We start from the raw sequence: 13,174 nt of genomic DNA, 5'->3' as shown, positions 1-13,174 counted from the left end.
TCACACTCAACCGCTAAAGACGTTACCCGTCCCCGGCGCGGTTTTCAGCACCCACACGCGACCATAATGGTTGTACCACCCGGCACGGTGACCGGCATCCGGGCCAATCCCCTGATAGATATCGAAGTGCTGCCCTTTAATGGCGCCCCCAACATCCAGCGCCACCATCAGCCGTAACTCATACTGACCGGTAAATTTGCCATTCGCATCAAGCAGCGGCACTTCTGCCAACAGCGTGGTGCCCGCCGGGATAATACTGCGATCAGATGCTACAGATGCGCGGCCAATCAGCGGTACCGCACTCGCCCCTTTCACCGGTGCGTAGGATTGCGGTTTAAAGAAGACAAATGACGGGTTTTCTTCCAGTAAGGCACGCACTTCCGCTTCACTGTGTGTTTCACCCCAGTGGCGGATTGCCTGCATCGACATGTCTTCTTTTTTATACTCGCCCCGGTCGATCAGCACTTTACCGATACTGCGATAGGGATGACCATTTTTGCCAGCATAGCTAAAGAAGTTCAGCGGGCTACCGTCGCCAAAATCAATATAGCCGCTCCCCTGAACGTCCATGATGAAGTTATCCATCAGCGAATTGCTATAGGCCAGCACGTAGCTGTCGCTCAATGCGCCCGCGTAAATCTCGGCGCGGGAAGGCAGACGCCCACGTTTAGGCGGCATGCGATAAATCGGATACTGGAACTCGCCCTGGCGGGTATGGCGCGCCTGCACAACCGGCGTGTAATAACCGGTGAACTGGACGTTACCGTAGTTATCCGCCCCTTCCATCTGCCAGGCATCAATACCGTACTGGCGCATCGTGCGGGTATCGCCTCCGGCACGCAGCCACTGCTGTACCGCGTTATAAACGTTGCTCTGTCCTGAATAGAGGCGCGGAGAAGCGCTGCGGATTTGATTTACCTGCTCGGCAAAGTCGCCCGCGTTAATCGGCGCGCCAGTCGCATCAGGCTGGTTTACCAGAGAGAAAGGCTGGGAGAATTTCCCGTCCTTATATTGTTGACCGCGATCGGTCGGCTTTGAAGTACAGGCGGCGAGAAGTGCTGCCATTGCGCCTGCGAGTAGATATTTTGCCCAACGTCCTTTCATTTCTCTCATCTTCTGGTTAATCCGGAGCGTGATGAAGATAACAAACCGCCCCTGCGAATGAAATGCGATTGCGCAACCTGCCGCAAATGCAGTACAAAAAACACCCTTATCGTACTGTTTTTATACAAATGTCGCGCTAATAAGCTATTCCGTTAAAAAAGGGTTGCATCAAAATGTTAGCGGAGTATAGTGCGCATCCACGGACGCGGGGTGGAGCAGCCTGGTAGCTCGTCGGGCTCATAACCCGAAGGTCGTCGGTTCAAATCCGGCCCCCGCAACCAATTAAAATCAGAAGTAAATTTACTCGATGGAAGAGTAAACGCGGACGCGGGGTGGAGCAGCCTGGTAGCTCGTCGGGCTCATAACCCGAAGGTCGTCGGTTCAAATCCGGCCCCCGCAACCAATTACAATCTGATGCAAGTTTACTCGATGAAGAGTAAAGACGGACGCGGGGTGGAGCAGCCTGGTAGCTCGTCGGGCTCATAACCCGAAGGTCGTCGGTTCAAATCCGGCCCCCGCAACCAACATATTAAGCACCCTCAAGGGTGTTTTTTTGTTTTTATTCTTCACCCTTCAGGCTGTGCCATTGTTGGCTGCCCTCATTCACCCCAGTCACGTACCTTTGTACGCTCCCGGGGATTCATTCCGTTGCCGCCTCGACACAACCTGAATGTTTCGAATAAAAATCCTGATTTCACCCTTCACGCTGTGCCATTGTTGGCTGCCCTCATTCACCCCAGTCACGTACCTTTGTACGCTCCCGGGGATTCATTCCGTTGCCGCCTCGGCACAACCTGAATGTTTCGAATAAAAATCCTGATTTCACCCTTCACGCAGTGCCATTGTTGGCTGCCTCATTCACCCCAGTCTCGTACCTTTGTACGCTCCCGGGGATTCATTCCGTTGCCGCCTCGAATAAAATCCTGACTAAAACACTAGCCTCTTCTTGCCAGCGTTGCGCCATCGGCAAAGTACGCCTTAATCCCTGCAAGAATCGACTCCGCCACCTCTTGCTGGAATTTCGCCGTCTTAAGCTTACGCTCTTCTTCCACGTTACTGATAAACGCCGTTTCGACCAGAATCGACGGAATATCCGGTGCTTTCAGTACCGCGAACCCGGCCTGCTCGACACTGTTTTTATGCAGGTTGTTAACATTACCTAGCTTGTTGAGCACCGCTTTGCCAAATTTCAGGCTGTCGTTAATGGTTAGTGACTGCACCATATCGAACATCGTATGGTCGAGATAACGATCGCCGCTCTTGCTAACCCCACCGATTAAGTCGGAGGCATTCTGCGTTTCCGCAAGGTATTTCGCCGCCGTACTGGTCGCCCCTTTGGTTGAGAGGGCAAAGACCGACGAACCGCTAGGCTGGCGGCTGCTAAAGGCATCCGCATGAATGGAAACAAACAGGTCGGCGCGCTGCTTTTGCGCTTTGGCGACACGCACTTTCAAGGGGATAAACACATCCTCATTGCGCGTCATGTAAGCTTTCATATTGCCTTCCTGCTCAATCAGCGCGCGCAGGCGACGGGCGATTTGCAGCACCACATCTTTTTCGCGGGTCCGGTATTTCCCGATAGCGCCCGGATCCTCACCGCCATGGCCAGGATCCAGCATAATAACGATCGGCCGATCCCGCCCCGCTTTGCCCGGTTGTGGCCCGCTTTGCGCTGGCGGCACCTGTTTTTCCAGGTCGCCCTGGTTGTACTCTTCCAGAAGCGCGAGCAGCGGATCCTGAACATCTTTCGCATTCGCCGGATAAAGATCCATTACCAGACGTTCTTTAAACCCTGCCACCGGCGCAAGGGCGAAGAGCTGCGGTTTAATATCCTGCTTAAGCTCAAACACCATACGCACCGTTTTTGGATCAAACTGCCCAACGCGCGCAGATTTGATAAAAGGATCATCGCCGCGAATTTGACTCCCCATCCCTTTCAAAACGGAGTTCAGGTTAACGTCTTCAATATCAACAACCAGCCGATCCGGATTGCTGAGCGCAAACTGGCGATATTTCAGCACACGGTTAGACTCAACGGTCACGCGAGTATAGGTTGACGCAGGCCAGACGCGCACCGCCACCACCTGACTGACGGCGGCAAGACCGACCTGACTCACGCTCAATAACCACATAGCGCCCGCCCCTTGTAACAATCGGCGGCGGCTCAGCCTTGATTGACTTCCCGACATGCTTCTCCCGAGCAAAAAAGATGAAATACTAAGTAAACGTCAGATTTGACCGAAAACTTTAACGAATGACGCATAAACTGTCATCTATAAAAGGGTAAACATACACAATCCATGCAATGGCACACAGGAATTATTCTTTGTCTAAGGCGAATTTATGGCTTGCACCCAGCGCCATAAAAGAATAAAAATACACAATTTACGAATAATCATGCAGTGAGGGTTGGCCGTGGTAAAGGAACGCAGAACCGAACTGGTACAGGGATTTCGCCATTCTGTTCCCTATATTAATACCCATCGGGGAAAAACGTTTGTCATCATGTTGGGTGGCGAAGCCATTGAACATGAAAACTTTTCCAGCATTGTCAGCGACATAGGCTTACTCCACAGCCTCGGCATTCGCCTGGTGGTGGTGTATGGCGCACGTCCGCAGATTGATGCCAATCTTGCTGCGCATAATCACGAACCGGTGTATCACAAACATACCCGTGTGACCGATGCCAAAACGCTTGAACTGGTGAAACAGGCCGCCGGTCTGCTGCAACTGGATATTACCGCTCGCCTCTCCATGAGTCTGAACAATACGCCATTGCAGGGCGCGCACATTAACGTGGTGAGCGGTAACTTCATCATCGCCCAGCCGCTGGGCGTGGACGATGGCGTTGACTATTGCCATAGCGGACGTATCCGTCGTATCGATGAAGAAGCCATCCACCGTCAGTTAGACAGCGGCGCGATTGTGCTGCTCGGCCCCGTTGCGGTGTCTGTCACTGGCGAAAGCTTTAACCTCACCTCGGAAGAGATTGCGACACAACTGGCCATCAAACTGAAAGCAGAAAAGATGATTGGCTTTTGTTCATCGCAGGGTGTCTACAACGAAGATGGACAGATTGTCTCCGAGATGTTCCCGAACGAAGCCCAGTCGCGGGTCGAATCGCTGGAAGAGCAAGGCGATTACCACTCCGGAACAGTACGTTTCCTGCGTGGCGCGATGAAAGCCTGTCGCAGTGGCGTTCGCCGCAGCCACCTGATCAGTTATCAGGAAGATGGCGCCTTATTGCAGGAGCTATTCTCTCGCGACGGTATCGGTACGCAGATTGTGATGGAGAGCGCGGAACAGATCCGTCGTGCCACCATTAACGATATCGGCGGCATTCTTGAGCTGATTCGTCCACTGGAGCAGCAAGGTATTCTGGTGCGTCGTTCGCGCGAACAACTGGAGATGGAGATCGATAAATTCACCATCATTCAGCGCGATAATCTGACCATCGCCTGTGCGGCGCTCTATCCGTTCCAGGAAGAAAAAATCGGCGAAATGGCCTGCGTAGCGGTACATCCGGACTATCGCAGTTCATCGCGCGGCGAGGTGTTGCTTGAGCGCATTGCGGCCCAGGCGAGACAGATGGGTCTGAGCAAACTCTTTGTCCTCACCACCCGCAGCATCCACTGGTTCCAGGAACGCGGCTTTACCCCGGTGGATATCGATTCCCTGCCGGAAAGTAAAAAAGAGATGTACAACTATCAGCGGCGTTCAAAAGTGCTGATGGCAGATTTGGGCTAAGTTGCACCATAGCCCTCACCGCCGGGTGAGGGCTATGTTCTAAAGCGTTTCAAAAATGGCATTCAGCCCGCTTCGCCGTTCGGTACGCGTGGCAATGGCCTGCGCCAGTATGCGTTCATCGGCATACAGCGACAGGCGTTTTTTCGCACGGGTAATCGCGGTATAAACCAACTCTCTTGTTACCACTGGCACAATCTGGCCTGGCAAAATCAGTGCCGCATGATCAAACTCCGAGCCCTGCGATTTATGCACCGTCATCGCCCAGGCGGTATCATGTTCCGGTAAACGACTGGGCTGTACCGATTTCAGACTACCGTCAGGTAACGGGAACCAGACCCGAATGCCCTGCCCCTGATCGAGTGCAATCCCAATATCGCCGTTAAACAACCCCAGCGAGGCGTCATTACGCGTGATCATGACCGGCCTGCCGTGATACCAGCGCGCATGCGCCGGGCGGGTAATCCGTCGCTGCCGGACCAGAGCCTGCTCAACACGATCGTTCAGCCCACTCACGCCAAATGGCCCTTCACGTAATGCGCACAGCAGTTGATATTCGCCAAAAGCGGCGAGGACCTCTTGCGGCTGCGCGCCATCGCGTACCAGCCCAAGAAAATGACCATAGCCTGCCAGCGCATCATCAATCATGCTCTGATAGTCTTCTGCGCTTTGCAGGTGCTTGTTTTCGATATCGCTAAAGCCCTGGCTCAGCACCGCGCTTGCCGCCGTTTTATCACCACGGTTAACCGCCGCCGCCAGTTGCCCGATACCCGAATCGCTGCCGAAGCGGTAACTTTTTTGCAGCAGGCACAGGCTGTCACGTAGCGCACTGGCCGAAGTGCCTTCTCCTGCGGGTACGGTTGTTCCTGTTATCCGCGAGAGCTGCGCGGCACGCTCTGGCGTAAACCCTTTATTGACCCAGGCGCAAATGTCTCCAAGTACCGCACCGGCTTCTACGGACGCCAACTGGTCTCGGTCCCCGAGGAATATCACCCGGGCATGTTGCGGCAGTGCATCAATCAGCCGCGACATCATCGGCAGGTCAATCATCGAAGCTTCATCCACCACCAGCACATCCAGATGCAGTGGATTGCCAGCGTGATAACGCAGCCGTTGGCTACCGGGCAGCGCGCCCAGAAGACGATGCAGGGTACTGGCTTCATCAGGTAGCGTCGCCTTTTGTTTGTCAGTCAACGGCAACTGGCGAAGCGCCGCTCCCAAAGATTCCGTCAGGCGAGCGGCTGCTTTTCCGGTTGGTGCGGCAAGACAAATGCGACAGCGTGCGCCATCAGCCATTTGCACCAGCGCGGCAAGCAGCTTCGCCACCGTCGTGGTTTTCCCGGTGCCAGGGCCGCCCGAGATCACCGATACGCGGCGGGTAAGCGCAACCGCCGCTGCCACCTTCTGCCAGTTAATGTCATCCGAAGGCTGAAACAGGTCGTCCAGCGCCTGCCGCAGACGGTTTTCATCTACCTCCAACGGTTGATTAACCCTGGCAAAAAAGTCGGCAATACTGCATTCGTTGCACCACATACGGTTCAGATACAGTCGCTCACCCACGAGGATCATCGGCGTTGCCACCTCACCCTCACTCACCGCAGGCGAGGCCAGTAACGTTTTTCGCCAGTCCGCCGGATAACCGGCTTCTTCATAAAGAGAGGCCAACAGCGGATGCGCTCTGGCGGGCAGGTTTTCCGGCGCTAAACGGGAAAGCGGCAGGCAGACATGCCCTTCTCCGGCATCAAAGCTCAGCATTGCCGCTGCCAGCATTACCGCCGGTTCATCATCGCTGGCCACGGCCAGGGCAAATTGCACATCCAGCGGACGCAAGATTTTTAGCTCTACAGCGTGTTGCAGTAACGTACGCAGTCTCATTGCGCCACCTCCAGCGTTTCCCCGGCAAACAGGGCATCCATCTGGCTTATCAGTGCCGCGTCAGGCCGGGTGGTAAAGATCCCCTGCTGCGAATTATCGGCCTCGACGCCACGCAGGAAGAGGTAAATAACGCCACCAAAGTGGTGCTCATAATCGTACCCGGCGATGCGGTGGCGCAGGTAACGATGAAGGGCAAGTGTATAAAGCTGATACTGCAAATCGTAACGGTGAGATTGCATGGCGGCAGCCATTGCCTCGCGGGTATAGGCCTCGGCGGATTCTCCCAGCCAGTTCGATTTATAATCCAACAGGTAGTAACGCCCTTCGTGGCGGAATACCAGGTCAATAAACCCTTTAAGCATGCCGCGCACCTCGCGAAAATCCAGCGGCGGACAGCCGGCAGACAATGGATCGTACTGGCGTATCAGCGCATCGAGCGTCCCGGCGCGCAGATTTTGGGCAATCGGGATATAGAACTCCATCTCTACCTGCTTTTCCTTTGCCGTTAACTGATGCAACGACGCCCCCGTATCGGCCAGGGGAACGTGAAGGATCGTGTCGATCCATTCGCTAATAACCGGCTGCCAGTGCTCTTCAAAACCGCCGCGCTGGAGTTTCTCTGCCACCCAGGCTGGGGCAATCGGCTGGGTGAAATCCAGATCTTCAAACAGGCTGTGTAAGAACGTCCCCGGCGAGGCGCCACGTGGGAACTGATGCGGCGTCAGCATTGGCTCAGCCAGCAGATCTCGCTCCCCGGCGGCATCAAGGTCCAGACGCGGCAATAAATCCTGCGCAATGCCATGCGCACGCTGTTGCAGCCCGGAATAGCTGGTCACGCGCCAGTCATCACGTACGGTTCGCGTCATCTGGCGGGCCGTTAACGCCTGCACGACGTCTTGCGGCGCCTGCCAGCGAACGTTGTCCGGCACATCGGGCATACAAAGGGCGATATTATCATTACACAGCGCCTCGACGCAGGCCCGAAGCCCCTGCGCATCGCGAGGTTGTCCCTGCTGAATAAGCCGCCCCAATGCGTTGAGATGGAAATCGCTGTCACCCGTTTTCTCGCCGCGACGACGAGAAATAGGGGCAATTCCCAGACTGCAATGCCAGACCGAGCGCGTCAGCGCCACATACAGCAGACGCAGATCTTCCGCCAGGCGTTCCGTCTCCGCCAGTTCTATGCTCTCCTCGGCTTTGCTGAGGTCCAGCACTGGCGCAAACGACGTGCGGTCGTGGTAAAACGCCTGATCCTGAACGCGGAAATTGGCGATAAAAGGCAGCCAGACCAGCGGGTATTCCAGCCCTTTCGATTTATGGATGGTGACGATTTTCACCAGATGTTTGTCGCTTTCCAGACGCAACTGTTCACTCGACGAATTCGCATCCGGTTCGGCGATATGCTGTGCCAGCCAACGCACCAGCGCATGTTCGCTCTCTACCTGTGTGCCTGCTTCCTGCAGTAATTCACTCAGGTGCAAAATGTCCGTCAGACGGCGTTCGCCACCCGGCGTCGCCAGCAGGTTTTCCGCCACGTGGCGCGCACTCATCAATGCACGCAGCATTGGCATAACGCCGCGCTTAAGCCACCTGTCCCGCCAGCCAGCAAACTCTTCTACTATCGCATCCCAGGCGGCTTCGTCCTGGTTAAGCGTTTCGATATCCAGTGCACTCAAACCGAGCATGGAGGTCGCCAGTGCGCTACGTAACGTGTTTTCACGTTCCGGCGCCAGCACCGCCTGTAATAGCCAGAGCAGCTCCTGCGCCTCCGGGGTATCAAACACGCTGTCACGGTTAGAAAGATAAACCGAGGGAATATTAAGAAGACCCAACGCATCGCGAATCAGTGACGCCTCATGGCGGCTACGAATCAGCACGGTAATATCAGAAGCTTTTACAGGACGAGTCGTTTTTCCCTCATGCAGCAACGCCTCCCCCTTCTGCCCGGCTATCAGCCAGTCGCGGATTTGCGTCGCGCAGAGTTCAGCCATAAAGGTTTGATAATCCCCGACGCCGACACCCTCGCTTTTCATCAGCCACATCGCCATTGCTGGCTGTTTTTCTCCTTTTATCGTAAACCGCAGCGACTGGTTCTTCGCCGCTGATTTCACTGGCTGGAAAGGAATTTGCCGAAACATAAAGGCGTTGTCGGTCTGGCTGAAAAGCTGATTAACACTCTCCACCATTCCCGGCGCGGAACGCCAGTTGGTATCAAGCGTATAGCGGGCGTTTACTTCATCGCGCGCTTTCATGTAGGTAAAAATATCGGCCCCACGAAACGCGTAAATAGCCTGTTTCGGATCGCCTATCAGAAGTAGCCCGCTTTCCGGCTGGTGGTGCCAGATACGACGGAAAATACGATACTGCTGGGGGTCGGTATCCTGAAATTCATCAATCATGGCGACCGGGAAACGGGTGCGGATCGCCGTTGCCAGCGCCTCGCCACTCGCGCTTTGCAAGGCGCTGTCCAGCCGACTCAACATGTCGTCAAAACCGAGTTCGCCACGGCGACGCTTTTCTCTGGCCACCGCTTCACGGATTTCGCGCATCGCGCTGGTTAGCATCAAATCGTTGAGCGTCAGCGGTGCATTCAGTAAGGTTTCAATCGCCTCGAAAACCGCATGTTCCGGTACCACACCGCCCTCTTTGGTCCGCTCACGCAGGAACGATTGCGCAAACTTTTCCAGCGCTTCCGGTAACTGATAACTACAGGTCGTCTCATTGGCCCAGGCGCTGATCTTCTCGATCCAGCGGGCCTGGTTGGTACGATTGAATTTTTGCCGCATGATCCCGGAGCCTTCAATTAGCGGCCCCAGTTCGTCCACGGAGGCAACCCACTGCTGCTTAACGCTATCGATCTGCTCAATGATTTTCTGATGGCGACTCTCCAGCGTTTCATCCGCTGGCGGTGCGGCTTTGATTTGCGGCGCTTCACCCTGCAAATAGCGGTCGATGGCTTTGAGCAAATCATGCGGGCCTTTCCACGACTCGTGAACCACCTGCGCCAGATCACGCGGCAAGGGGTAACAGTGGCGACGCCAGAAGTCTGCGCAGGCCTGGTAGCGCAGCAGTGACTCGTCTTCGATCAGTTGCTGTTCAAACAGCATGCCGGATTCAAAGGCATTGAGGCTAAGCATGCGCTGGCAAAAGCCGTGGATAGTAAAGACGGCCGCTTCATCCATCTGCCGTTCAGCGAGCATTAGCCACTGCGCGGCCTGTTGCTTATCGGTGATCTCGCGCAACAGGCTGGCATATAACGGGTTGTCTGTTGTTTCGCGCAAACAGGCGATGCGAAGTTCATGGATATTGCTGCGAATGCGACCGCGAAGTTCTTCGGTGGCGGCCTCGGTAAAGGTCACCACCAACAGCTCTTCGACGTTTAAAGGGCGTGGAAAGGCGGCATTGCCGCCTAAACCAAGTAACAGCCGCAGGTAAAGTGCGGCGATGGTGAAGGTCTTACCGGTGCCCGCAGAGGCTTCAATCAGGCGCTCGCCGGTTAGCGGCAAGCGGAGTGGATCAAGGGTCTCAGCGGTTTCACTCATTTTTCTCGCTCATCAGGGGTAAAGATTGCTGCAACGCGCTGACGCTGTCCCAGACTTTCCACCCTTCGGGCTGCGCATACTCCGCTTTCCCACTTTGGCTTCCGGAAATCTGTGACAATACCGCCATGCCCTGCGGCTCAACCACCGCCTGATGGAAGAAATCGGCAAGTTTCTGCGGCGTCAGCAGTTTTATCTGAGCCACTACTTTATCACGTGAATCGAAGCGCATATTGCCCCGATCAAAATCTTTACTGAGTTTTGAGGCTTCTTCGCCCAGCGTCTGCGGCGCCTGCTGGATTTGCGCGATAACCCCTTGTTGGATTTGCGCAAATTCTTCCGGCTTCATGGCACGCAGCTTCGCTTCCGCGGTGGGGAAGAAGGCCTTATAACGCTCCCACAACCAGGCAGGCTGCTTGCTGTTGCTCTGTAATAAGAAACCCATCCCCCACTGACGTCCAATGCTCATTGGGAAGGCGAAAACCGCATAACCAAGCTGCTCTTCGGTACGCAATTGGTTATAAAACCACGGCTGGATGATCTGCCCGAGCATTGCGCTATAAGCCGAGCTGGTGTACTCATCGACCCCTGACGGAACAAACACGGCGGCCAACGCGGAATCGGTGCTGTTGCCTGCTTTTTCGAATATCACCGACTGCGGTTTGTCGATCAGTACCTCTTTGTTGCGACACCATTCGCTGCCTTTCGCGCTCAATTGCTCCTGAACGCCGTGCGCCAGGTCTTTAGCCTGCTGGTCGGTAAGGTTCCCCACCACCAGAAATTCAGGACGCGCATTGGTTTTCAGTGCATCACGATAAGCAAGAATGTCATCCAGTGTGATTGACGGCAGCAGCGCACGACGGTCTTCTCGCTGGAAGTATGGCACCTGAGAGAGCATCTGGACTGGCATGATAGCCTGATCAAATGCTTTGCCTTTATCCGCGGAGTCCATCATTTGCGCATACCAGGATTTCGCCTGTTCAAGTTGCTCTGCGGTCGGCGTATAGCTGAAATATCCCGCCAGCAACGCCTGGAACAACTGTGGCAAACGCTGGGTATACCCGTTGGCGTTGAGCATCAGACCATTATTGGCATTGGTCGAGAAACTGATGCCGCCTGCCGCCGCCTGATTACTTAACTGGTCCAGCGCGATCCCCGCCAGATAGTCGTTCAGGGCGAACATTACCTGGTTTTTCGCGCTATCCATCGCTTTTGGATTACGCAGCACCACGCTCACATCCGCTTTCGGTTCGTTCGCGAAATAGCGGCTCGGCATGTAGACCACCCGCAGATTTGGCTCGTCAACGATCAGCTCCGGATTAGTGTACTCTTTCGCCGGTTTGATCAGCGTAAAGTCATCCGGAATATACGGATTAAGTTCGGGAGTTTTCAGCGTAATTTCGGCCGACTGCTGCTGCCACTGTGCAAACAGTTGTGGGGTGATTTTATTCACCTGATACGGCGCATCGACAAAATATGCTGTTTTGTCATGTGGCTCAGTAGGGCTGATATACCAGATACGGGCATTTTGCGGCGTCATTTCATCCAGACGTGCCTGCACGGCTTTGGCGTCGTACTGGTCGGCAATATTTACCGAATCCAGCGTATGCGCCACCGGCACGCGGATCATAGTGTCCGCCAGCCATTCCACGTATCCCATATCACGCGTAATCGACGGGTAGCGAAAATCGAGATCCAGAATGTGCGCCAGTTCGTCAAAATAGCGTTTATCCACGCCCTTCTCGCGCAGCATAGTGAGATAGCTAAAAATAGCCGCCACCACCTTATCACGGTTGGCCTGGCCTTTATCCGTCAGGGTCGCAGAGATAGCCAGCACACCGCTATTTCCGTTCACGACCGGGTCAGAATCTGCCCGGATACCTTCTGCCAGCCCCTGTTTTTGCAGCCAGTCAGAAAGCGTTCCCGGGCTACGGTTACCGATAAGATAGGTGATCAGCTCATCCGTTTTGCTACGAAATTGCGCGGTGTTGTTATCAATGCGAAATTCAACGCGCAGCACCTTGCGCGGCACCGCCGGAACATAGTGAATAATGATGCCTTTTTGCGCATCGGTAACTACCGGAACATCGATAGCTGGACGTTCAATGTTTTTATTCGGCACCCGGCCAAAGGTATCAACCGCAATTTTCGCCAGCTCAGGCAAAGGGCGATTACTGTAAATCACCGCTTTCATCAGATTGGCAGAATAGTATTTTTCGTGAAACGCGAGCAGCGCTTCGTGCACCGGACTACCGGGCTTATCACTCAGCGTTTCGAGGTTACCACCAGAGAAGCGTGCGCCAGGGTGCGCCGGGTTGATGGTCTCCGCGCTCACCTGCGCCATACGCATCCCGTCACGGGTACGCGCCATGGTCAACTCTGCATTGACAGCGTTACGCTCGCGATCGGCATATTTTTTCTCAAGCAACGGTGCGGCAATCGCATCAGCCAGTCGGTCAACGGCCCCTTCCAGCGCATTGTTTTCCACTTCCAGATAAAACGCGGTGCGATAGGGCGCGGTGCTGGCGTTATGGCTACCACCGTGCATTTTCAGAAATTCGGAGAGGCTATCCGGCTGCGGGTATTTTTTCGAGCCCATCAGAGACATATGCTCAAGATAATGGGCAAGGCCGGGATGCGCGGCAGGGTCTTCAAGGGAACCTACCGGGACGACAAGTGCAGAAAGGGATTTTACCGCCTGGGAATCGGAAACCAGCAATACTACCATGCCGTTGTCGAGACGAATCGCCTGATACTGGCGGGTATCTTTATCGCTCTTACGGATAGTTTCTTGTATCGGCTGCCAACCATTATCTGCCTGACTGTACGACGCCCAGAGGGCAAAGAACACAACGAAAGCTTTTAACCAGGTGCTGCGGGGCATTCACGAACCTCATCATTAACAATCCCCT

Annotated in this window: 6 protein-coding genes and 3 tRNA genes; 4 read left to right on the top strand and 5 right to left on the bottom strand. The window is 54.8% G+C overall.

Annotated elements, in window-relative coordinates:
* Positions 1-6: 6 nt before the first annotated feature.
* On the bottom strand, positions 7-1,104 hold the full coding sequence (gene mltA, locus C5523_RS05180; RefSeq protein ID WP_039077096.1) for a murein transglycosylase A: 1,098 nt from the start codon (positions 1,102-1,104) through the stop codon (positions 7-9).
* 204 nt (positions 1,105-1,308) lie between these two features.
* On the opposite strand from mltA, the gene C5523_RS05170 reads away from it, so the two are divergent.
* The 3 genes from C5523_RS05170 to C5523_RS05160 all read left to right on the top strand — a co-directional run bounded on the left by C5523_RS05170 (position 1,309) and on the right by C5523_RS05160 (position 1,628).
* Positions 1,309-1,385, top strand: a tRNA-Met gene (locus tag C5523_RS05170).
* Positions 1,386-1,430: 45 nt separating this feature from the next.
* Positions 1,431-1,507, top strand: a tRNA-Met gene (locus tag C5523_RS05165).
* 44 nt (positions 1,508-1,551) lie between these two features.
* A tRNA-Met gene (locus C5523_RS05160) sits at positions 1,552-1,628 on the top strand.
* Between the two features lie 411 nt (positions 1,629-2,039).
* Here the strand turns inward: C5523_RS05160 and amiC are convergent.
* Positions 2,040-3,293: an N-acetylmuramoyl-L-alanine amidase AmiC gene (gene amiC, locus C5523_RS05155; protein ID WP_072039691.1), complete on the bottom strand. Its 1,254-nt coding sequence runs from the start codon at positions 3,291-3,293 to the stop codon at positions 2,040-2,042.
* Positions 3,294-3,519: 226 nt separating this feature from the next.
* Here amiC and argA point away from each other — a divergent pair, with 226 nt between their 5' ends.
* Positions 3,520-4,851: an amino-acid N-acetyltransferase gene (gene argA / locus C5523_RS05150; protein WP_039077099.1), complete on the top strand. Its 1,332-nt coding sequence runs from the start codon at positions 3,520-3,522 to the stop codon at positions 4,849-4,851.
* Positions 4,852-4,890: 39 nt separating this feature from the next.
* Here argA and recD read toward each other — a convergent pair whose 3' ends face one another.
* From recD to ptrA, 3 genes are read right to left on the bottom strand one after another with little or no spacing between them, the layout of a single operon-like run.
* Positions 4,891-6,723, bottom strand: a complete 1,833-nt coding sequence (gene recD / locus C5523_RS05145; RefSeq protein ID WP_039077100.1) for an exodeoxyribonuclease V subunit alpha — start codon at positions 6,721-6,723, stop codon at positions 4,891-4,893.
* Positions 6,720-10,265, bottom strand: coding sequence for an exodeoxyribonuclease V subunit beta (gene recB / locus C5523_RS05140; protein ID WP_108700698.1), 3,546 nt, complete (start codon positions 10,263-10,265; stop codon positions 6,720-6,722). The genes recD and recB overlap by 4 nt, the downstream gene beginning before the upstream one ends.
* Positions 10,258-13,146, bottom strand: coding sequence for a pitrilysin (ptrA, locus tag C5523_RS05135; RefSeq protein WP_108700697.1), 2,889 nt, complete (start codon positions 13,144-13,146; stop codon positions 10,258-10,260). The genes recB and ptrA overlap by 8 nt, the downstream gene beginning before the upstream one ends.
* Positions 13,147-13,174: the final 28 nt, after the last annotated feature.

It is taken from the genome of Phytobacter sp. SCO41 (assembly GCF_003073275.1).
GTDB lineage: Bacteria > Pseudomonadota > Gammaproteobacteria > Enterobacterales > Enterobacteriaceae > Phytobacter > Phytobacter diazotrophicus.
Note: the sequence above shows the minus strand (reverse complement) of the source record. Positions and strands in the feature narration are given on the sequence as shown.

Coding starts and splice junctions, on each gene's coding strand:
- mltA (WP_039077096.1), bottom strand. CDS start 1,104: ATGAAAGGACGTTGGGCAAAATATCTACTCGCAGGCGCAATGGCAGCA.
- amiC (WP_072039691.1), bottom strand. CDS start 3,293: ATGTCGGGAAGTCAATCAAGGCTGAGCCGCCGCCGATTGTTACAAGGG.
- recD (WP_039077100.1), bottom strand. CDS start 6,723: ATGAGACTGCGTACGTTACTGCAACACGCTGTAGAGCTAAAAATCTTG.
- recB (WP_108700698.1), bottom strand. CDS start 10,265: ATGAGTGAAACCGCTGAGACCCTTGATCCACTCCGCTTGCCGCTAACC.
- ptrA (WP_108700697.1), bottom strand. CDS start 13,146: ATGCCCCGCAGCACCTGGTTAAAAGCTTTCGTTGTGTTCTTTGCCCTC.